This is a genomic window from Streptomyces sp. NPDC046303 (assembly GCF_055588085.1).
Window position 1 is genome coordinate 91,108 of sequence record NZ_JBVJFA010000025.1, and the last position, 21,372, is coordinate 112,479.

General features: G+C 68.8%; 17 protein-coding genes and 1 tRNA gene. 6 read left to right on the plus strand and 12 right to left on the minus strand.

Going from position 1 to position 21,372, the window contains the following annotated elements; genetic code table 11:
- Window positions 1-17 precede the first annotated feature (17 nt).
- Window positions 18-893, plus strand: a complete 876-nt coding sequence (locus ACZ6I1_RS24870) for a LysR family transcriptional regulator (protein WP_469290604.1) — start codon at window positions 18-20, stop codon at window positions 891-893.
- A gap of 123 nt (window positions 894-1,016) precedes the next feature.
- On the opposite strand, the gene ACZ6I1_RS24875 is transcribed toward ACZ6I1_RS24870, so the two are convergent.
- Complete coding sequence (locus tag ACZ6I1_RS24875) at window positions 1,017-2,825, minus strand: bifunctional metallophosphatase/5'-nucleotidase (RefSeq protein WP_469290606.1); 1,809 nt, start codon at window positions 2,823-2,825, stop codon at window positions 1,017-1,019.
- Between the two features lie 67 nt (window positions 2,826-2,892).
- Here ACZ6I1_RS24875 and ACZ6I1_RS24880 point away from each other — a divergent pair, with 67 nt between their 5' ends.
- Window positions 2,893-3,603 (plus strand): SIMPL domain-containing protein, encoded by a 711-nt coding sequence (locus ACZ6I1_RS24880; RefSeq protein ID WP_469290608.1) that lies wholly within the window; start codon window positions 2,893-2,895, stop codon window positions 3,601-3,603.
- Window positions 3,604-3,749: 146 nt separating this feature from the next.
- Window positions 3,750-5,177, plus strand: coding sequence for a pyruvate kinase (pyk, locus tag ACZ6I1_RS24885; protein WP_469290610.1), 1,428 nt, complete (start codon window positions 3,750-3,752; stop codon window positions 5,175-5,177).
- Window positions 5,178-5,227: 50 nt separating this feature from the next.
- Here pyk and ACZ6I1_RS24890 read toward each other — a convergent pair whose 3' ends face one another.
- The 3 genes from ACZ6I1_RS24890 to ACZ6I1_RS24900 form a co-directional block, all read right to left on the minus strand.
- The gene (locus ACZ6I1_RS24890) at window positions 5,228-5,479 is read right to left on the minus strand and encodes an EF-hand domain-containing protein (protein ID WP_362583484.1); all 252 of its coding nucleotides are present in this window, start codon (window positions 5,477-5,479) and stop codon (window positions 5,228-5,230) included.
- A gap of 50 nt (window positions 5,480-5,529) precedes the next feature.
- Entirely contained in the window at window positions 5,530-6,252 is a 723-nt protein-coding gene (locus ACZ6I1_RS24895) for a helix-turn-helix domain-containing protein (RefSeq protein ID WP_469290613.1), read from the minus strand.
- Between the two features lie 165 nt (window positions 6,253-6,417).
- Window positions 6,418-6,490: transfer RNA gene (locus tag ACZ6I1_RS24900), tRNA-Leu, on the minus strand.
- A 101-nt stretch (window positions 6,491-6,591) separates the two neighbouring features.
- Between ACZ6I1_RS24900 and ACZ6I1_RS24905 the strand changes: the two genes are divergently transcribed.
- Both ACZ6I1_RS24905 and ACZ6I1_RS24910 read left to right on the plus strand, forming a co-directional pair.
- Complete coding sequence (locus ACZ6I1_RS24905; protein WP_469290615.1) at window positions 6,592-7,248, plus strand: ANTAR domain-containing response regulator; 657 nt, start codon at window positions 6,592-6,594, stop codon at window positions 7,246-7,248.
- Between the two features lie 69 nt (window positions 7,249-7,317).
- Window positions 7,318-8,490 (plus strand): GDSL-type esterase/lipase family protein, encoded by a 1,173-nt coding sequence (locus tag ACZ6I1_RS24910; protein ID WP_469290616.1) that lies wholly within the window; start codon window positions 7,318-7,320, stop codon window positions 8,488-8,490.
- A 66-nt stretch (window positions 8,491-8,556) separates the two neighbouring features.
- Here ACZ6I1_RS24910 and ACZ6I1_RS24915 read toward each other — a convergent pair whose 3' ends face one another.
- The 8 genes from ACZ6I1_RS24915 to ACZ6I1_RS24950 form a co-directional block, all read right to left on the minus strand.
- Window positions 8,557-9,273 (minus strand): ABC transporter ATP-binding protein, encoded by a 717-nt coding sequence (locus tag ACZ6I1_RS24915; RefSeq protein WP_469290618.1) that lies wholly within the window; start codon window positions 9,271-9,273, stop codon window positions 8,557-8,559.
- The gene (locus ACZ6I1_RS24920; protein ID WP_469290620.1) at window positions 9,270-10,253 is read right to left on the minus strand and encodes an ABC transporter ATP-binding protein; all 984 of its coding nucleotides are present in this window, start codon (window positions 10,251-10,253) and stop codon (window positions 9,270-9,272) included. Before ACZ6I1_RS24920 ends, ACZ6I1_RS24915 begins: the two co-directional genes overlap by 4 nt.
- Before the next feature lie 5 nt (window positions 10,254-10,258).
- On the minus strand, window positions 10,259-11,980 hold the full coding sequence (locus ACZ6I1_RS24925) for a branched-chain amino acid ABC transporter permease (protein ID WP_469290647.1): 1,722 nt from the start codon (window positions 11,978-11,980) through the stop codon (window positions 10,259-10,261).
- Window positions 11,981-11,985: 5 nt separating this feature from the next.
- Complete coding sequence (locus tag ACZ6I1_RS24930) at window positions 11,986-12,918, minus strand: branched-chain amino acid ABC transporter permease (RefSeq protein ID WP_443298266.1); 933 nt, start codon at window positions 12,916-12,918, stop codon at window positions 11,986-11,988.
- A 139-nt stretch (window positions 12,919-13,057) separates the two neighbouring features.
- Complete coding sequence (locus ACZ6I1_RS24935) at window positions 13,058-14,290, minus strand: branched-chain amino acid ABC transporter substrate-binding protein (protein WP_469290623.1); 1,233 nt, start codon at window positions 14,288-14,290, stop codon at window positions 13,058-13,060.
- Between the two features lie 553 nt (window positions 14,291-14,843).
- Window positions 14,844-15,254 carry a hypothetical protein gene (locus ACZ6I1_RS24940; RefSeq protein ID WP_469290625.1) on the minus strand — a complete coding sequence of 137 codons (411 nt, stop codon included), beginning with the start codon at window positions 15,252-15,254 and terminating at the stop codon, window positions 14,844-14,846.
- Window positions 15,255-15,527: 273 nt separating this feature from the next.
- A complete protein-coding gene (locus tag ACZ6I1_RS24945; protein ID WP_469290627.1) occupies window positions 15,528-16,013 on the minus strand; it encodes a PaaI family thioesterase in 486 nt (161 codons plus the stop codon).
- 54 nt (window positions 16,014-16,067) lie between these two features.
- Window positions 16,068-18,338, minus strand: a complete 2,271-nt coding sequence (locus ACZ6I1_RS24950) for an FdhF/YdeP family oxidoreductase (protein WP_469290629.1) — start codon at window positions 18,336-18,338, stop codon at window positions 16,068-16,070.
- Between the two features lie 142 nt (window positions 18,339-18,480).
- Here ACZ6I1_RS24950 and polA point away from each other — a divergent pair, with 142 nt between their 5' ends.
- Window positions 18,481-21,204 (plus strand): DNA polymerase I, encoded by a 2,724-nt coding sequence (gene polA, locus ACZ6I1_RS24955; protein WP_469290631.1) that lies wholly within the window; start codon window positions 18,481-18,483, stop codon window positions 21,202-21,204.
- The last annotated feature ends 168 nt before the right edge of the window (window positions 21,205-21,372 follow it).

A 21,372-nucleotide genomic window follows, 5' to 3' on the forward strand; every position in this document is an offset into this window, starting at 1 on the left:
CCGATCACGATGGATCCATGGAGCTCCAGCAGATGCGGTACGTGATCGCCGTGGCCGAAACGAACAGCTTCACGCGGGCCGCCCAACGCTGCCTCGTGGTCCAGTCAGCGCTCAGCCACCAGATCGCCCGCCTGGAGAAGGAACTGGGCGCCAGGCTCTTCGAACGCACCAGCCGCCGCGTCCGCTTGACCGCGGCAGGCACGGCCTTCCTGCCCGCCGCCCGCCAATGCCTGGATGCGGCCGAGCGCGCCGCCGCCGAAGTCGCGGCAGCTGTCGGGGAGGTCCGCGGACGCCTCGCGCTGGGACTGATCCCCACCGTCGCCGCCGTGGACATCCCCGCCGTCCTCAGGGACTTCCACCAGCGCCACCCCAAGGCCCGCATCAGCCTCAGCGTCGCAGCGAGCGACGAACTCGTGGAACAGGTCAAAGCGGGCGACATCGAGGTGGCCTTCCTCGGCATCCCGGCCACGGCCCGCCCCCGCGGCGTCAACGCCCGCGAACTGACCCGCGAGCGGCTCGTCGCCGTGGTAGCCCCCGACCACCCGCTCGCCGCCGAGACCCACGTCGACCTCCGCCGCCTGTCCCGCGAAGTGTTCGTGGACCTGCCCGCCAAGACCGCCGGCCGGGCCCAGTCCGATCTCGCCTTCAGCGCCGCCGGCCTCACCCGCGACGTCGCCTTCGAAGTGACCAACGCCGACTACCTGGCCCGACTGGTCGGCGCGGGCCTCGGCGTGGCCCTGCTCCCGCCCGCGTACGCCGCCGGTCTGACCGGGACGGCGACGATCGACGTGACGGACGCACCGGCCCGCGCCGAGTACGTGATCTGGGGAGGGGAGAGCCGCACCCCGGCGGCCGCCGCCTTCCTCGAACTGCTGGGCATCGACGACGAATGAACGCCGATGCGCCGGCGGCCGCCGCCGAGAGCCCCAGACCAACAAGCCCACCCGACCCCGCCGACCACCGCGAGCGACCGGGATCCACCACCGCAGACCCCGGCCGCACACCACGCCAACCGCCTAGAACACCGGCACCCCGGCCCGCGTCAACCGCCACGCCACCGAAGCGAACTGCGCCGGATCCACCGTCCCCTTCGCCTTCACCCACTGAATGATCGTGTTACGGATCTCATCCGAATTCGCCCACACCTGCCGGGCCTGCGGAACATGCGGGAAATTCCCCCCACCCGACGCCCGATAGTTGTTCACCGCCAGCACGAACCGCGCCGCCGGATCCACCGGCTTCCCCTCGAACGACAACCCCACGATCCGAGAACCCACCGGCTGCGCCACATCGATGTCGTACGTGAACCCGTACACCGCGTCATAGTTGTAATCCGGAATCGACTCGGAATTCGTCAGCTTCGCCGGATCCACCACCTCACCCGGCGCCGTCCGCACGAAGTACCGCGCCGAATACTCCAGATAATCCTTCAGCTGCGCACCCGTCAGCAGCCGCGCCTCCAGCGTGTTCTCGAACGGATACAGCCCCGCCGCATCCCGCAGCGTCACCTGACCCGCCGGTATCGCCGCCGTACGCGAGAAGCACGACGCCTGCGACACCACCGGCACCGCAGCCCACTCCGTACCCGCAAGAGCCGCCTTCACCGTCTCCGCCTGCACATGATTGATCACATCGATGATCGGCACGTCCTTCACCGGCCCCTCCGCCGCCGACATCGCCACCGTCGACGTACCGATCACCTGGTTCACGTACGCCACCACCTTGCGGTGCTCGTCCGACAGCAACCCGGTGATCTCCGGATCCTCCTCCACCTCATTCGAATTCAGCACCCGCGCCGCGACCTTCGCCACCGACCAACGGCCCTTCGCCCACGACAGCTCGAAGTCGAACAGCGTCAGACGCTGCCCCCACTTCAACGGCTCCGACAACACCACGTCCTTCCCGGACGCCGCGTTCCGCACCCGGTACTCCGGAATCTCCGTATGCGCGTGCCCCACCAAAATCGCGTCGATCCCCGGCACCTGCTCCGCCACCAGCGCCGCCGCGTTCTCCACGTACGGCAGCTGATCCCCGTACGAAGACGTCCCGCTCGACCCCGAATGCGCCGACACGATCACCACGTCCGCACCCATCGACCGCAGCTTCGGCACATACTTCGCCGCCTGCTCCTCCAGCCCCGGGAACGTCATCTTCCCCTGCACGTGCGCCTTGTCCCACAACGCGATCCCCGGGTTCGTCAACCCCAGCACCGCCACCTTCACATCACGCCCGAACGGAGTGCACAGCCGGTGCATGCTGTACGGCGGAAACGCCGGCCGCAACGTCTTCGCATCCAGCGCGTTCGCCCCCAGCAGCGGAAAATCACACTGCTCCTCGAACTTCCGCAGCACCGGAATCCCATAATTGAACTCGTGGTTCCCCAGCGCCGCCGCGTCATAGCCGATCGCGTTCATCGCCTGCGCCATCGGGTGAACCGGACCCCGCCGCGCCGTGATCGGATCCACCTTCGCGTAGTAGTACGACAACTGCGTGCCCTGGATCGTGTCACCCGCGTCGATCAGCAGCGTGTTCCGCCGCCCCTTCTCCGCCCGCACCCGGTTCACCAGCGTCGAGATCTTCGCCAGACCGACGTCGTTGTGCGCCTTGTCGTCGAACTCCCGATCCGTGAAGTAGTCCCAGTTGAAGACGTTCCCGTGCAGATCGGTCGTCCCCATCACCGTGAACGAGTACGTCCGCGACCCCGCCCCGGCCCCCGCCCCCGCCGCCGGCTGGGCCGCAGCCGGAGCACTCGCCGCCCCCGCCAACGCCACGGCCGCACCCGTCGCGGCCGTCGTACCAAGAAAAGTCCTACGGTCGAACGCCATGCCATCTCCCCTTATTGAGGCTCGAACAACGCGCGTAGATTGTCACCCACGATGCGACAGTGAAGCCATGACCCAGGACGCACCGCACGACGCAACCCACCAGCCCTACGGCACCCCCGAAGTCCCCCGCGTCGCCGTCCGCGGCGAAGCCCGCATCGAAGTCGACCCCGAGATCGCCCGCATCGGCATCACCGTCAGCGCCCGCGGCACCGACCGGCGCACCGCCCTCGAAGACCTCACCCGCCGCAACACCGCCGTCCTCGACCTCATCAAGAGCTACGGCGACCCCGTCGAAAAACTCGAAACCGGCGCCTTCTCCATCACCCCCGAACTCACCCGCCACGGCCGCGGCGAACGCATCCGCGCCTACCACGGACGCGTCCACATCACCGCCGAACTCAACGACTTCACCGCACTCGGCGAACTCACCACCCGTCTCGCCGACCTCGAACTCACCCAAGTCGACGGCCCCTGGTGGGCCCTGCGCCCCACCTCACCCGCCCACGGCCAAGCCCGCCGCCAAGCCGTCCTCGAAGCCGTCCAACGCGCCCGCGAATACGCCGAAGCCCTCGGCGCCCGACTCGCCGCCCTCGTCGAACTCGCCGACCTCGGCGCCGAAAACGCCGCCCCCTTCGCCGGCACACCCACCGGCATGCGCACCATGGCCTTCAGCGCCGCCGAAGACGCCGGCGCCCCACCCCTCGACCTCGAACCCCAACGCCAGACCGTCTACGCCCAGGTGAACGCCCGCTTCACGATGACCCCACCCCAACTCTGAAACAAGCCCCCGACAGCACACCGGGGGTGCTCATCAGAGCACCCCCATGCACATTCAACAATTGTCAACAAGCTTTCGCCCAAAGGTTGTTGAGCCGACACCCGGAACCAATTTCCTACTCCCTGGTAGGGGAATACCCTCGCCCCATGCGCCGAGCGAAAATCGTATGTACCCTGGGCCCCGCCACCGACTCATACGACCAGATCAAAGCCCTGGTCGAAGCCGGAATGGACATCGCCCGACTCAACCTCAGCCACGGCACCTACGCCGAACACGAGGAGCGCTACCAGCGCGTACGCAAAGCCTCCGACGAAACCGGCCACAGCGTCGGCATCCTCGCAGACCTTCAAGGCCCGAAGATCCGCCTCGGCCGATTCCGCGAAGGCCCCGTACTCCTTGAACGCGGCGACGAGTTCACCATCACCACCGAAGACCACCACGGCGACCGCCACACCTGCGCCACCACCTACAAGGGACTCGCCACCGACGTCACCACCGGCGAACGCATCCTCGTCGACGACGGCCGCGTCACCCTCGAAGTCACCGCCGTCAACGGCCCCCACGTCCACACCCTCGTCATCGAAGGCGGCATGGTCTCCGACCACAAGGGACTCAACCTCCCCGGCGTCGCCGTCTCCGTCCCCGCCCTCTCCGACAAAGACATCGACGACCTCCGCTGGGCCCTGCGCACCGGCGCCGACGTCATCGCCCTCTCCTTCGTCCGCAGCGGCCGCGACATCCACGACGTCCACCGCATCATGGACGAAGAAGGCCGCCGCCTCCCCGTCATCGCCAAGATCGAAAAACCCCAAGCCGTCGACAACATCGACGACATCGTCGCCGCCTTCGACGGCATCATGGTCGCCCGCGGCGACCTCGGCGTCGAAATGCCCCTCGAACACGTCCCCATCGTCCAAAAGCGCGCCATCAAACTCGCCAAGCGCAACGCCAAACCCGTCATCGTCGCCACCCAAATGCTCGACTCGATGATCGACAACTCCCGCCCCACCCGCGCCGAAGCCTCCGACGTCGCCAACGCCGTCATCGACGGCACCGACGCCGTCATGCTCTCCGGCGAAACCAGCGTCGGCAAATACCCCGTCGAAACCGTCCGCACCATGGCCCGCATCGTCGAAGCCGCCGAAGAAGACATCCTCGCCAAGGGACTCCCACCCCTCACCGAACGCAACAAACCCCGCACCCAAGGCGGAGCCGTCGCCCGCGCCGCCGCCGAAATGGGCGACTTCCTCGACGCCAAATTCCTCGTCGCCTTCACCCAGAGCGGCGACACCGTCCGACGCCTCTCCCGCTACCGCTCACCCATCCCCCTCCTCGCCTTCACCCCCGACCCCGCCACCCGCTCCCAACTCAACCTCACCTGGGGCGTCGAAACCTTCCTCGGCCCCCACGTCGACTCCACCGACGCCATGGTCGCCCAGGTCGAAGAAGAACTCCTGCGCATCGGCCGCTGCGTCCGCGGCGACGTCGTCGTCATCACCGCCGGCTCACCCCCCGGCGTCACCGGATCCACCAACCTGGTCCGCATCCACCACATCGGCGACGCGGTCCGCTGACCGACACCACGCACCGCGTCGGGCCCTCACCGCCCGACGCGGACACCGGCCTACCAGCCGAACCGCCGGTCCACGACCGCCGCGAACTCCTCGAAGCTCAGCACCTCGTCCCCGTTCGCATCGGCCGCATCGAACAACGCCGACGACACGTCCGCGTTCCCCAGCGCCCAGAACGGCAGGTCTCCCCGCGCGGCCAGCGTCGGCCCCTTCGACCGCAGGGCCGAGATCACCTCCGCGCGGGTCAACTGCCCGTCGTGGTTCAGATCCAGCGCGTCGAACAGCTTGCGGGCCTTCTCACTCATCACACAGTCCTTCTCTCGTTCAGCCGTGCCCACAACCTAACGGCCGCCCCCTAGTGCTTGGGCCCGATGTGCGCGTCCATCAGCGCGACGGAGTCCTTCCGGGCGATGGACACGTTGAACGGGTCGCTGCCCCGGGCCAGCACCGTCCACCGGACACCGACCTTGGTGAGGGTGTCGGTACAGAGCCCGCGGATGTCGTCCGACTTGTTGGTGAAGAAGTACCGGGGGTACTCGTAGCGCTTGCGCTCACCGCCGACCATCCGGGTGGTCCAGTTCGTGATCCGGCATCCGTCGGAGTGGATCAGCCCCCGGATGAACTCCCAGGGATGGGCGTCGACGATCTCCTGCTGCCACTCCTCGAGCACGATCCGCCGCTCGTGCTTCTTGCCGGGGCCGTGCTGCGGGAACATGCACGTCCAGTGCTGTGAGTACGACTTGACCTCGACGCAGCCCTGTCTCTGGCGCCGACCCGTCTTGGGCTGGGGCATGACGTGGTGCATGGCTTCCTCGGCGGCGTCGATGAGTCCTGGTCGCGAGGCATCGCAGAAGACGGACAGGTGGTGCTGCTTGTACTTCGAGATGATGTGGCCGTCGCCGAGGTAGAGGCCCAGGAGATAGGCGTACGCCTGCTCATCGAATTCCCGGCCCGTGCACCTCGGGCAGTCGGTCGGCGGCTCGTAGGTTTCGCCCCGGTGCTTTCGGTCCTGGTGCCGCCACCAGCCGACGGTGCCCCGCGGGACGCCGAAGTGTTCGGCCACCGTCCGGTTGGTCACGCCTTGGCGTAACAGCAGGACCGCTTGTTCGCGTATCGAAGAATTGTGCTCCACACGCGAGAGCTTCGCCGCTAATAGTCCGGTTGGCCGTAATTCGAAGGTACGTTCACCGTGACGAGTGAAGATCGCATGTTTCGCTTGGCGACCTTGGAATTGAAGGAGAAGTGCCCCGGGTCGGATTCGAACCGACGCTGAATGGGTTTTGAATCCATGGCCTCTACCGCTGGGCTACCGGGGCTCCTTCGAAACGAAGGATACCGAAGACCCTCCGTGTCACAAACATACAGGAGCTCGGTAGGCTCAGGGGAGCAGTAACGCCCCGTATCAAGGAGCTCTCAAGTGACCGCCTCGCACGAGTCGACGCCCACGCCCGACGCCGACCAGTCGCACGTTCCGCCGCTGACGACCCGCGTCGTCATCGCCGAGGACGAGGCGCTCATCCGTCTCGATCTGAAGGAGATGCTCGAGGAGGAGGGGTACGCCGTCGTCGGTGAGGCCGGGGACGGCCAGACGGCCGTGGAGCTGGCCCGCGAGCACCGGCCCGACCTCGTCATCCTCGACGTGAAGATGCCCGTCCTGGACGGTATCTCCGCGGCCGAGAAGATCGCGGAGGAGTCCATCGCCCCCGTGCTGATGCTCACCGCGTTCTCGCAGCGCGACCTCGTCGAGCGGGCCCGCGACGCCGGGGCCATGGCGTACCTGGTGAAGCCGTTCAGCAAGAGCGACGTCGTGCCGGCCATCGAGATGGCCGTGTCGCGCTTCGCCGAGCTGAAGGCGCTGGAGAAGGAGGTCGCCGACCTCTCGCTGCGCCTGGAGACCCGCAAGCTCGTCGACCGGGCCAAGAGCATCCTGCAGACGCAGTACGGGCTGACCGAGCCGGCCGCGTTCCGGTGGATCCAGAAGACGTCGATGGACCGCCGGATGTCCATGCAGCAGGTCGCCGAGGCGGTCATCGAGGACGCCGAGGAGAAGAAGCAGAACGCCGCCAACGGCTGACGGTTCCCGTACGCGCGCGGTCGAGGTCCGCACCGGCGGGCCTCGAGTGCCGGTCGGCACCCTGTGTCCATGACCTCTGACGTGACGGAATGGATCACCACGCCCATCGAGCCGCTGCTGCGCGGCGCCATCGAGGTGGAGCGCACCGAGCTGGGATTGCTGCCGCACCGGATGCCCGCGTGGGCGCGGAAGCAGCATCCGGCGGCGCAGTTGGCGACAGTGGAGGCGCAGCCGTCCGGTGTGCGGTTGGTGTTCCGTACGCGGGCGACGGTCATCGAGCTGGAGACGATGCCGACGAAGATCGTGTTCCAGGGTGGTCAGGACAATCCGCTGGGTGTGTACGACCTGTTCGTGGACGGTCGGCTCGCGGGTCGGGCCACGGTGGACGGCGGGCATGAGTTCCGGTTCAACATGCAGACGCTGGAGTCGGAGTCGGTGTCCGGTGCGTCGGGTACGGCGCGGTTCTCGGGATTGTCGGCGGGGATGAAGGACGTCGAGATCTGGCTGCCGCATGTGGAGCGGACGGAGCTGATCGCGCTGCGTACGGATGCTCCGGTGGAGCCGGCGGCGGTGGGTGGCCGGCGGGTGTGGCTGCATCACGGGTCTTCGCTGAGCCAGGGCACGAATGCGGAGAGCCCGTCGTCGACGTGGCCGGCGGTGGCGGCGGCTGCGGGTGGTGTGGAGCTGGTCAACATGGGGCTGGGTGGCAATGCCCTGCTGGATCCGTTCACGGCGCGTGCGATGCGGGATGTTCCGGCGGATGTGATCAGCGTCAAGATCGGTATCGCTCTGGTCAATACGGATGTGATGCGGTTGCGTGCTTTCGGGCCGGCGGTTCACGGGTTCCTGGACACGATCCGGGAGGGGCATCCGGATGCGCCGTTGCTGGTGGTTTCGCCGGTGTTGTGTCCGATGCACGAGGACACGCCGGGTCCGACGGCGCCGGACCCGGACGGGAAGGTCATGCGGTACCGGGCGACGGGTGACAAGGCGGAGGTCGCGGCCGGGAAGCTGACACTGGGTGTGATCAGGGAGGAGCTGGCCCGGATCACGCAGCAGCGGGCGGCCGAGGATCCGAACCTGTACTACCTGGATGGTCTGTCGCTGTACGGCGAGAAGGATTTCGCGGAGCTTCCGTTGCCGGACCGGCTGCACCCGGATGCGGCGGGTCACCGTTTGATCGGTGAGCGGTTCGCGGAGCTGGTGTTCGGTGCCGGGGGTGCGTTCGCGGCGGGTGTCTGACGCGGTACCGGGACGTGCGTGAGGCCCGCCTCCCCCCGAGGGGAGGCGGGCCTCACACGTGTGGGATCAGTCCTCGCCGAGGTAGGCCTTGCGGACGTCCTCGTTGTGGAGGAGTTCCTGGCCGGTGCCGGAGAGCACGATCTTGCCGATTTCCATCACGTGGGCCTGGTCGGCCAGTGAGAGGGCGGCCTGGGCGTTCTGCTCGACGAGCAGGATGGTGGTGCCGGTCGCCTTGAGTTCGGCGACGGTGGCCATGATCTTCTGCATCATGAGGGGGGAGAGACCCATGGAGGGCTCGTCCAGCATGAGCAGTTTGGGCTGGCACATCAGGGCGCGGCCCATGGCGAGCATCTGCTGTTCGCCGCCGGAGAGGGTTCCGGCGGCCTGCTTGCGGCGCTCTCCCAGGATGGGGAAGAGGTCGTAGGCGCGCTGGATGTCCTTCTCGATGCCTTCCTTGTCGGTGCGCAGGAAGGCGCCGAGCTGGAGGTTTTCGGCGATCGTCAGCCGGGGGAAGATGTGGCGTCCCTCGGGGGAGTGGGCCAGCTTCATGGAGACGATCTGGTGGGCGGGGACGCCGACGAGGGGTTTGCCGTCGAAGGTGATGCTGCCCGCGGTGGGCTTGAGGAGCCCGGAGAGGGTGCGCAGGGTGGTCGTCTTGCCGGCGCCGTTGGTGCCGACGAGGCAGACGATTTCGCCTTCGTTGACTTCGAAGGAGATTCCCTTGACGGCTTCGATCTTGCCGTAGGCGACTTTGAGGTCTTCGACCTTGAGCAGTGCGGTCACTTGGCCTCTCCTTCCGTGCTGGTGGTGCTGTCCGCGTCGGAGTCCGTGTTGGAGTCCGTGTCGGAGTCGGCTTCGGCTTCTGCCTCGGCGGCTTCCGTTTCGGCTTCCGCCTCGGCTTCTGCTTCGGCGTGGGCTTCGGCGGCTTCGACCTCGGCGACTTCTTCCTCTCCCGGTGCGCCCTCGAAGGGGGTGCCGAGGTAGGCGGCGATGACGCGTTCGTCGCCCTGGACTTCCGCTGCCGTGCCCTCGATGAGCTTTTCGCCCTGGACGAGGCAGGCGACGCGGTCGCAGAGGTTGAAGATGAAGCGCATGTCGTGCTCGATGACGAGGACGGCGATGCCCTTGTCGCGGATGGCGAAGATGAGCTCTTCGGCCGCCCGGGTCTCCTGCGGGTTCATGCCGGCGGTCGGCTCGTCCAGGAGGATGAGGCCGGGGTCGCTGGCGAGGGCGCGGGCGATCTCGAGCTTGCGCTGTTCGCCGTAGGGGAGGTTCTTGGCGAGGTGGCCGGCCTTGTGGCGGAGGCCGATGAACTCGAGGAGTTCCATGGCGCGTGCTTCGCTGGCGGCTTCGGCCTTCTTGAAGCCGGGGCCGCGCAGGAGGGCGGACCAGAGGCCTTCCTTGGTGCGGGTGTGGCGTCCGACGAGGACGTTTTCCAGCACGGTCATGTTGTGGAAGAGCCGGATGTTCTGGAAGGTGCGGGCGATGCCGGCTGCGGTGACCTTGTGGGGCGTGGGCGGCAGGACGGTGCCCTTGTAGCTGACGCTTCCCTCGGTGGGGACGTACAGCCCGGTGAGGCAGTTGAAGAAGGTGGTCTTGCCGGCGCCGTTGGGGCCGATGAGGCCGACGATCTCGCCGGCGTTGACCTTGAGGTCGACGCCCTTGACGGCGGTGAGGCCGCCGAAGCGCATGGTGACGCCGCTGGCTTCGAGCACGGTGGCCGGCGCGGGGGTCGTGGTGGTGGTGGTGTCTGTGGTGGTCATGTCGTTCACGCCCCCGCCTTGGCGGTGGCCAGGTCCGTGGGGGCCTGGTCAGCGGTGTCGTCGTGGTACTCGAGCTGCGCCCGCTTGTTGGCGATGAGGCCTTCGGGGCGGAAGCGCATGAGCAGGATGAGGGCGATGCCGAAGGCGAGGAGCTGGTAGTCCTGGAGGAAGGCCAGCTTCGCCGGGATCAGGAAGAGGAGTGCGGCGCCGAGGATGGGGCCGCGGATGGTGCCCATGCCGCCGAGGATGACGGCGGCGAGGAGGAACGCGGAGTTCGGCGGTACGGGGCCGGCGAAGACGTAGTTCTCGGGGACGACCGTGCTGTTGACGTGTGCCTGGACGGTGCCGGCGAGGCCGGCGAGGGTGGCGCCGAGGGCGAAGGCGATGAGCTTGACCTTGAAGCCGTTGATGCCCATGGCTTCGGCGGCGGTCTCGTCTTCGCGGATGGCGACCCAGGCGCGGCCGATGCGGCTGTTGCCGGCGCGGGCGAAGACCAGCACCACCAGGGCCATGACGAGCAGCATCAGGAAGTAGTAGTTGGCGTAGGCGCCCAGGACGATGCCGCCGACGGTGTGGGATTCCCCGAAGTTCCACCCGAAGAAGTCGAGGTGGGGGATGTTGGGGATGCCGTTGGGGCCGTTGGTGATGTCCGGGCCGGAGTCGCCGTCGAGGTTGCCCATGGCGATGCGGAAGATTTCTCCGAAGCCGAGGGTGACGATGGCGAGGTAGTCGCCGCGCAGGCGCAGGGTGGGTGCGCCGATGACCACGCCGAAGATGAGCGAGGCGAGGGCGCCGACGATGACCGCTGCCCAGAAGGGCAGGTGGATGCCGAAGGCGGAGGCGGTGCTTCCGGAGACCAGGGCTGCGGCGTAGGCGCCGACGCCGAGGAAGGCGACGTAGCCGAGGTCGAGGAGGCCGGCGAGGCCGACGACGACGTTGAGGCCGAGGGCGACGGTCGCGAAGATGAGGATGTTGACCGCGATGAGCGTGTAGGTGTCGCCGCTCTGCTGGATGAAGGGGAAGGCGATCGCGGCGGCCGCGGTGCCGATGAGCGTGACCTGGCGGTGCTTGGCGGTGAGGGTGCCGAGCCGGTCGAAGAGGCCGGCCTTGAGGAGGGCGATGCCCGCGAAGCCGACGGTGATCAGGTAGGTGACGAAGAGCTGCGGCTCTTTGTCGTCGGTGTCGATGCCGAAGGTGACGACGTAGAGGCCGAGGGCGAAGACGCCGGTGATGATGAGGATTTCGGCCCAGGCCGGCAGCTGCTTGGCGGCGGTGGCCTTGCGGCTGTCGTCGGGGAGCTTGTACGCGGCCAGGGCCGGGATGAGGGAGCCGGCGAGGGCGACGTAGGCGCCGGGTTCGAGGTGGGCGAAGCCGCCGAGGACCACGGTGATGGAGAGGACCGTGAACCAGGTGCCGGCGAGGGTGCCGAGTGCGAGGATCCAGACGGACTTGCGGGCGCCGGTGGGGGTGAGCCAGTGCAGGCCCTTGACGCCGAGCGCGGAGAGCGCGAAGGCGGCGGTGAGGAGTCCGGCGATGAGGCTGAGGAACTGGATGGGCGCCGGGCTGCCGTAGTAGGTCAGGTCGCCGGGGAACTCGGGGGTCCAGGTCCAGGCGAGGAAGGCGCTGAGGGCGGTGAGGAGGCTGCCGCCGATGACCGCGTAGAGGAGCGCGGCGGGGGCGGGGCCCTGCTTGGTGACGGCGGTCTGCGGGGTGGTGTTGGTGGTCATGGTTCTCACGCCCGATCCGCGACGCGCTCGCCGAGCAGGCCTTGGGGCCGCACGAGGAGGACGACGATGAGGAGTACGAACGCCCAGACGTTGGACCAGGCTCCACCGCCGAGCTGCTGCATGCCGGGGATCTCTTCGATGTAGGCGATCGAGAGGGCCTCGGCGAGTCCGAGGACGACGCCGCCGACCATGGCGCCGTAGATGTTGCCGATGCCGCCGAGGACGGCGGCGGTGAAGGCCTTCAGTCCGAGGATGAAGCCCATCTCGAAGTTGATCTGGCCCTTGTCGAGGCCGTAGGCGACGGCGGCGACGGCGGCGAACGCGGCACCGATGGCGAAGGCCATGACGATGATGCGGTCGGTGTTGATGCCCATGAGCTTTGCGGTGTCGGGGTCCTGCGCGGTGGCCTGCATGGCGCGGCCGCTGCGGCTCTTGGAGACGAAGACGCCGAGGGCGAGCATGCAGAGCGGGGCGAGGATCAGGACGAAGAGGTCCGCGCGCTGGATGGCGAGGCTGTCGGTGATCTTGAAGGCGGCGCCCTTGAATTCAGGGAAGCTGACGGCCTTCTTGGCGTCCGGGTAGAACTGCCAGACAAGCTGCTGGAGCGCGATCGAGAGGCCGATTGCGGTGATGAGCGGGGCGAGCCGTGGGGCGCTGCGCAGGGGGCGGTAGGCGAAGCGTTCGGCTGCGGTGGCGACGAGGACCGAGGCGAGTGCGCCTCCGACGATCATGATGGGTATCGCGATCAGCAGGGAGGTGCCGGTCGGGAGGATGGCGTAGGCGGTGAGCGCGCCGAAGCCGCCGATCATGAAGATCTCGCCGTGGGCGAAGTTGATGAGCTGGACGATGCCGTAGACCATGGTGTACCCGATGGCGATGAGGCCATAAAGGGCACCGAGGGCAAGGCCGTTGGCCAGCTGTTGCGGCAGTTCGTGCACCGCAGGGCCTCCGATGAGCGTGTCGGATAAGACTCCGCGCGAGGGCGCTGTTTGCGCCCTCGCGCGGCTGGTTCTTTTTGAGGGGGGTCGGGTCGTCAGGACGGACCGGACCGGGTTCCCGGCTGGCGGGAGGGGGGGATTACTGGTTGAAGGTGTCGCTCTTGACGTCGATCCACTTGCCGCCCTCGACCTTGTAGACCGTGAGCTGCTTGTTGGTGGTGTCGCCGTACTGGTCGAAGGCGACCTTGCCGGTCACGCCCTCGAAGGAGACCTTGCCGAGGGCCTCGACGACCTTGGCGCGGGCGTCGGTGGGCAGCTTGCCGCCGTTGGCGGCGACAGCGGCCTTGACGGCCTGGATGACGGCCCAGCCGGCGTCGTAGGAGTAGCCACCGTAGGCGGCGTACGGGTCCTTGTAGCCGGCAGCCTTGTAGTCCTCGATGAACTGCTTGGCGGTCGGGAGCTTCTCGACCGGGTAGCCGATGGAGGTGGAGAGGTCGCCCTCGTTGGCCTCACCGGAGGCGCTGATGAAGGCGGGGTCCTGGATGCCGTCGCCGCCCATGAGCGGGACGTTGGCGCCGGTCTTCTTGATCTGGTCGGCGAGCAGGCCGCCCTCGGGGTACTGGCCGCCGAAGTAGACGGAGTCGGCGCCGGAGGACTTGACCTTGTCGGCGGTGGAGGAGAAGTCGGTCTCCTTCACGGTGACGTGGTCGGTGCCGACGACCTCGCCGCCGAGCTTCTTGAACTCTTCGGAGAAGATCGCGGCCAGGCCGGCGCCGTAGGTCTGCTTGTCGTCGACGACGAAGACCTTCTTCTTGCCGGCGTCCTTGAAGAGGTACTGGGCGGCGAACTTGCCCTGGACCACGTCGGTGGCGGCGGTGCGGAAGTAGGTGGGGAAGGGGCGCTTGAACTCGCCCTTGCCCCAGTTGTCGCCCTGGCTGAGCGAGGGGTTGGTGTTGGCGGGGGAGACCTGGGCCAGGTTCGCCGAGGCGAAGACGCCCTGCATCTGCTGGGCCACACCGGAGTTCAGGGGGCCGACGACGCCGAGGACGTCCTTGTTGCCGACGAGCTTGGTGGCGTTGGCCTGACCGGAGGCGGGGACCGCCTGGTCGTCGAGGGCCTCGACCTTGAACTCGATGCCGGGGACCTCGTTGTTCTTGTTGGCCGTCTTGGCCGCGAGGTCGACGGAGTTCTTGATGCCCTGGCCGAGGGCGGAGAGCGAGCCGGTGAGGGGGGCGTCCACGCCGATGACGACGACGGTCTTGCCGCCGGAGGTGTCCCCGCCCTTCGCCTCATCGCGCGATCCGCAGGCGGTGAGGGTCAGTGCTCCCGTGGTGATCACGGTGGTGAGGACGAGCAAAGAACGGTGTCGCACGATTCTTCCTTTCCCTGGCGCGGCTCCCTCTGTGAGGTGCCGTTCGGTCGCCGGGCCGCACTGGGATGTACAGCGGCCGTGCTGGTCGCGCCCAGCGGCGCGGTGACTGGCCGTGACTCTAGGCCCGAGGTGGCGAACACGGGGAGCAGAGAAAGGAGGATGTGACGCTCTTGTTATGCCAAGGCCAAGAATGCGTGCTTGGAGTGTGGACAAAACGGGCATTTAGTTACGTCGATGATTGTCCGCATCCTGAGAAATACCTGTTCCCCTAAGGGGCTTGAGGCCTCCATGCACCTGTCTTAGATCAAATTCGGCCGAATGTGGCCGTGTGTGTCCGAAAGAATTCAGCAGGTTGCCATTACCAGCGGAAAAGGGGGATTCCGTACGGCATGGTCATTACGCAACGTGATCAACAGGCGTGATCCACTTGACTCGGCTGGATCGTGCCGACGGCTCGAAAGGGCTGCTCACCGGTGGTGCGGTGGTACGGCGGCAGGTGCCCGGAAGCCGGACAGCGCACTCGGGAATCCGGTGACCCGGGTCACGTCGGGGGCTACCGGTTCTCGGAACTGCCCGTCGCGCCGTCCTGCTCGGTGCAGCGCTGCGCCACGAACCGGTCGATCAGCTCAAGTGCCTTGTCCCGCCCGGCTGTTCGCTCCTCGGCGCGCCCCGCGGCCACCGCGTCCTCGTGGATCGCGTACTGGTCGTTGGACAGCCCCTTCTGCTCCCAGTCCAGGCCGGACCACTTGGTGCCCAGGAGGGTCTCCTTCGCCCAGTAGGACACGAGGCTGGTGCAGATCTGCGCGGGCGAGGACGGGCTGGGGGCGGGGCTTTCGGAGCCCGCTGCGGGAGGGGGAGCGGAGCGCGAGCATCCGGTCAGCGTGCCGGTCAGGGTGCCGGTCAGGGTGAGCGCCGCGAGCAGGGTGGTGGCGTACCGGACCGTGGAGCGAGGCGGGGTCCCCATGAGGGGAAGGTAGGCGGTCACCATCGGTGACACAACAGATGGAGGCGGACCAGGTCTGGAGTGGCGGATTCCGGGCGGGTGCCGGAACGAGCCCGCAGGAAGCGGGGAGAACGGGGGGAAACGGGCGCAGGCCCGGACGCGCCGCCCGTGGGGGCGGGGTCCGGGCCTGCGGCGGGCCCGTGCGTGATGCGGCCGGGCGGGTCGGGCCGGGCCGGGGGGCGGGTGCGGCGGCCGGGGGCGCGGCCGCAGCGTGCGGGCCGGCTGCGGCCGGTTTCAGGCGCGGCCGGCGGCCTGGCCGCCGGCCGCGTCGGCGTCGCGCAGCAGGCAGGTCAGTCGGGCGGTGCAGACGCGCCGCTCCTGCTCGTCGCTGATGACGACCTCGTAGGTGGTGGTGGAGCGGCCCCGGTGGACCGGGGTGGCCACTCCGGTGACCAGGCCGGAGCGCACGCCCCGGTGGTGGGTGCAGTTCAGGTCCACACCGACGGCGATCTTGGTGATGCCGCCGTGCATCATGGCGCCGACGGAACCGAGGGTCTCGGCGAGCACGGCGGAGGCTCCGCCGTGCAGCAGCCCGTACGGCTGGGTGTTGCCCTCGACCGGCATGGTGGCGACGACCCGCTCGGCCGAGGCCTCCAGGATCCTGATGTCCATGCGCTCGCCGAGGTGCCCCGCCGAGAAGAGCGAGGGCAGGTCGATGCCCAGGGCCGCGTACTCCTCGAGGACCTCCTGCGGGAACTTCACTGCGTGCTGCTCGCCCATGGGCCGGCTCCGTTCGTCAACGCTCGTTAACCATGTTGTCCTGAGGTCGTTCTATCAGGCCGGTTCGAAGCGGATGACGACGGACTTGCTTGCCGGGGTATTGCTGGTGTCCGCGGTGGAGTCGAGCGGGACCAGCACGTTCGTCTCGGGGTAGTACGCGGCCGCGCAGCCGCGGGCGGTCGGGTAGTGCACGACGCGGAAGCCGGGGGCCCGCCGCTCCACGCCGTCCTTCCATTCGCTGACCAGGTCCGTGTACGCGCCGTCGGCGAGCCCCAGCGCGGCGGCGTCCTGCGGGTTGACCATCACCACGCGGCGGCCGCCGGTGATCCCCCGGTAGCGGTCGTCGAGCCCGTAGATGGTGGTGTTGTACTGGTCGTGGCTGCGCAGGGTCTGCAGGAGCAGCCGCCCCTCGGGGACCTCGGGGTACTCCACGGGCGCGGCGGTGAAATTGGCCTTGCCGGTCTTCGTGGGGAAGCGGCGCTCGTCGCGCGGGGCGTGCGGGAGGCGGAAGCCGCCCGGGCGGGCCACCTTGGCGTTGAAGTCCTCGAAGCCGGGGACCACGCGGGAGATCCGGTCGCGGATGGCGGCGTAATCCCGCTCGAACTCCTCCCACGGCGTCTTCGAGGCCTCGCCGAGGACCGCGCGGGCCAGGCGGGCCACGATGGCCGGCTCGGAGAGCAGGTGCGGGCTCGCGGGGGTGAGGTTGCCGCGGGAGGAGTGGACCATGCCCATGGAGTCCTCGACGGTGACGAACTGCTTGCCGGAGGCCTGTACGTCCTTGTCGGTGCGGCCGAGGGTGGGCAGGATCAGCGCGCGCCTGCCGGTGACCGCATGGGAGCGGTTGAGCTTGGTGGAGACGTGCACGGTCAGGGAGGCCCGGCGGATCGCCGCCTCGGTGACCTCGGTGTCGGGGGTGGCGCCGACGAAGTTGCCGCCCATGGCGAACAGGACCTTGGCCTCGCCGTCGCGCAGGGCCTGGATGGAGCGGACCACGTCGAAGCCGTGGTGCCGGGGCGAGGTGATCGCGAACTCGCGGTCGAGGGCGTCGAGGAAGGCGGGCGCGGGGCGCTCGAAGATCCCCATGGTGCGGTCGCCCTGCACGTTGGAGTGGCCGCGGACGGGGCAGACGCCCGCGCCGGGCCGGCCGATGTCGCCGCGCAGCAGCAGGAGGTTGACGACCTCGCGGATGGTGGCGACGGCGTGCTTGTGCTGGGTGAGGCCCATGGCCCAGCAGACGATCGTGCGCTTCGAGGCCAGGATCATGGCGAGGGCGCGCTCGATCTCGGGCCGGGTCAGGCCGGTGGCCGCGAGGGTCTCCTCCCAGTCGGCTTCCTTCGCGGCGGCCGCGAACTCCTCGTAGCCGTGGGTGTGTTCCCGGATGAACGCCTCGTCGGTGGCTCCGCCCGCCTCGATGACGAGCTTGTTCAGGAGCCGGAAGAGGGCCTGGTCGCCGCCGATGCGGATCTGCACGAAGAGGTCGTTGAGGGCGGTGCCCTTGAGCATGCCGAGGGGCGTCTGGGGGTTCTTGAACCGCTCCATGCCGGCCTCGGGCAGCGGATTCACCGAGATGATCTTCGCGCCGGCGGCTTTGGCCTGCTCCAGGGCGGAAAGCATGCGCGGGTGGTTGGTACCCGGGTTCTGCCCCGCCACGATGATCAGTTCGGCCTGGTGGAGGTCCTCCAGGGAGACGCTGCCCTTGCCGATCCCGATCGTCTCGTTCAGCGCGGAGCCCGAGGACTCGTGGCACATGTTCGAGCAGTCGGGCAGGTTGTTGGTGCCGAACTCGCGGGCGAAGAGCTGGAAGAGGAACGCCGCCTCGTTGCTGGTGCGGCCCGAGGTGTAGAAGAGGGCCTCGTCGGGGGAGGCGAGGGCCCGCAACTCCTCCGCGATGATCGCGAAGGCCTGCTCCCAGCCGACCGCCTCGTACCGGTCGGCGCCTTCGGCCAGGTACATCGGCTGCGTGAGCCGGCCCTGCTGGCCCAGCCAGTACCCGGAGCGCGCGGCCAGGTCGGCCAGCGGGTGCGCGGCGAAGAACTCCGGCGTGACCCGGCGCAGGGTGGCCTCCTCCGCGACGGCCTTGGCGCCGTTCTCGCAGAACTCGGCGGTGTGCCGCTTCTCGCCCTCGGGCCAGGCGCAGCCGGGGCAGTCGAAGCCGTCCTTCTGATTGACCTTGAGCAGGGTGCGGGCGGTGCGGGCCACCCCCATCTGCTGCTGCGCGATCTTCAGGGTGTGCCCGATCGCGGGGAGCCCGGCGGCCGCGTGCTTCGGCGGTGCGACCTGCGGCGCGTCCTGTACCGGATCACCTGCGGGCGGCTTGGTGGCCATGGCGCTCCCCTTTGAGCAGTCTTCGCGTACCGATGTCGTACACATCCGATCCTGTCACGCCCCGCCGACATCGCCGACGCCGGATTTGCCGGTCCCCGCAGCCCGTCCGGATTTGTCGGTGGGGGCGCCTAGGATCGGGGGCGTGGCAGAGACAGCATCGAAGAAGACCGACCAGACGACCGCAGCGGACCGCCCCCGCCTGATGCTCATGGACGGGCACTCCCTGGCGTACCGGGCGTTCTTCGCGCTGCCCGCGGAGAACTTCACGACCGCGACCGGCCAGCCCACCAACGCCATCTACGGCTTCGCGTCGATGCTGGCGAACACGCTGCGCGACGAGGCGCCCACGCACTTCGCGGTGGCGTTCGACGTGTCGCGCAAGACGTGGCGCTCGACGGAGTTCCCCGAGTACAAGGCGAACCGCTCCAAGACCCCCGACGAGTTCAAGGGGCAGGTCGAGCTGATCGGCGAGCTGCTCGACGCGATGCACGTGCCGCGTTTCGCCATCGACGGCTTCGAGGCCGACGACGTGATCGCGACGCTGGCGACGCAGGCGGAGGCCCTCGGCTTCGAGGTGCTGATCGTCACCGGCGACCGGGACTCCTTCCAGCTCGTCTCCGAGCACACCACCGTGCTGTACCCGACCAAGGGCGTCTCCGAGCTGACGCGGTTCACGCCGGAGAAGGTCGAGGAGAAGTACGGACTCACCCCGCAGCAGTACCCGGACTTCGCGGCGCTGCGCGGCGACCCGTCCGACAACCTGCCCGGCATCCCGGGCGTCGGTGAGAAGACCGCCGCCAAGTGGATCACCCAGTTCGGGTCCTTCGCCCAGCTCGTCGAGCGGGCCGAGGAGGTCAAGGGCAAGGCCGGGCAGAACTTCCGGGACCACCTGGAGGCGGTCAAGCTCAACCGCGTCCTGACCGAGATGGTCAGGGACGTGGAGCTGCCCAAGGCCCCGGCCGACCTGGTCCGCCTCCCGTACGACCGGTCCGCGGTGACCGGGGTGCTGGACGTACTGGAGATCCGCAACGCCTCGCTGCGCGAGCGGCTGCTGGCCGTGGACCCGGGCGCGGCCGAGCAGGAGGCCGCCCCGGCCCCGGCGGCCGGCGTGGAACTGGACGGGAGCGTGCTCGGCGCGGGCGAGCTCGCGCCGTGGCTGGAGGCCCGCGCGGGCACGCCGCTGGGCATCTCCACCGTCGACAGCTGGGCGCTGGGCCAGGGCAACGTCAGCGAGATCGCGCTGGCCGCCGCCGACGGTGCGGCCGCCTGGTTCGAGCCGTCCGAGCTGGACGAGGCCGACGAGCGGGCCTTCGCGGCCTGGGCCGCCGACGCGGCGCAGCCGAAGGTCGTGCACCACGCGAAGGGCCTGATGCGGGTCTTCCCCGAGCACGGCTGGGCCCTCGCGGGCGTCACCATGGACACCGCGCTCGCCGCGTACCTGGTCAAGCCGGGCCGCCGGTCCTTCGCCCTGGACGTGCTGTCCAACGAGTACCTGCACCGCGAGCTGGCGCCGGCCGCCGCCGACGGGCAGCTGGCGTTCGGAGCCGACGAGACGGCCGAGGCGGAGGCGCTGATGGCGCAGGCCCGCGCCGTCCTGGACCTGGGCGAGGCCTTCACCGGCAAGCTCGCCGAGGTCGGCGCGGCCGGGCTGCTCCACGACATGGAGCTGCCGACGTCCGAGCTGCTGGCCCGGATGGAGCGGGCCGGCATCGCCGCCGACCGCGACCACCTGGAGGCCATGGAGCAGCAGTTCGCGGGAGCGGTGCAGCAGGCCGTGAAGGAGGCGCACGCGGCGGTCGGGCACGAGTTCAACCTCGGCTCGCCCAAGCAGCTCCAGGAGGTCTTCTTCGGTGAGCTGGACCTGCCGAAGACCAAGAAGACCAAGACCGGCTACACCACGGACGCCGACGCGCTGGCCTGGCTGGCCACGCAGACCGACCACGAACTGCCCGTGATCATGCTGCGGCACCGGGAGCAGGCCAAGCTGCGCGTCACCGTCGAGGGCCTGGTCAAGACCATCGCCGCCGACGGCCGGGTGCACACCAGCTTCAGCCAGACCGTCGCCGCGACCGGCCGGCTGTCCTCCACCGACCCCAACCTGCAGAACGTGCCGGTGCGCACCGACGAGGGCCGCGCGATCCGCCGCGGCTTCGTCGTCGGCGAGGGCTTCGAGTCGCTCATGACCGCCGACTACAGCCAGATCGAGCTGCGCGTGATGGCCCACCTCTCCGAGGACGAGGGCCTGATCGAAGCCTTCGCGACCGGCGAGGACCTGCACACCACCGTCGCCTCCCAGGTGTTCGGCGTGGAGCGGTCGCAGGTCGACGCCGAGATGCGCCGCAAGATCAAGGCCATGTCGTACGGGCTCGCCTACGGGCTGTCCGCCTTCGGACTCGCCCAGCAGCTGAACATCGAGCCCGCCGAGGCGCGCGGCCTGATGGAGACCTTCTTCGAGCGGTTCGGCGGGGTCCGCGACTACCTCCAGCGCGTCGTGGACGAGGCCCGCGCCACCGGCTACACGGCGACGGTCTTCGGCCGCCGCCGCTACCTGCCCGACCTCAACAGCGACAACCGCCAGCGCCGCGAGGCCGCCGAGCGGATGGCGCTCAACGCCCCGATCCAGGGCACCGCCGCCGACATCGTCAAGGTCGCGATGCTGCGCGTGGACAAGGCGATCGTCGAGGCCGGGCTGAAGTCGCGGATGCTGCTCCAGGTCCACGACGAAATCGTGCTGGAGATCGCCCCGGGCGAGCGGGAGCGGGTGGAGGAGCTGGTGCGCCGCGAGATGGGCGCCGCCGTCGACCTCCGGGCCCCGCTGGACGTGTCCGTGGGCGTCGGCCCCGACTGGGAGTCCGCCGCGCACTGACCCGGCCGCGCACCGACCCGGCGAGCACCGACCCGGCCGCCCGCGCGGGCGGCACACGGCGCCTGTCCCCTCCCCCCTAGACGAGTAAGTCCGAAGTCTTCGTCAGTGGTCGTAGGCGATGAGTGATCGTGTGATGGCTGTGCCGTTGGCCCGGTTGTGCCAGATCGC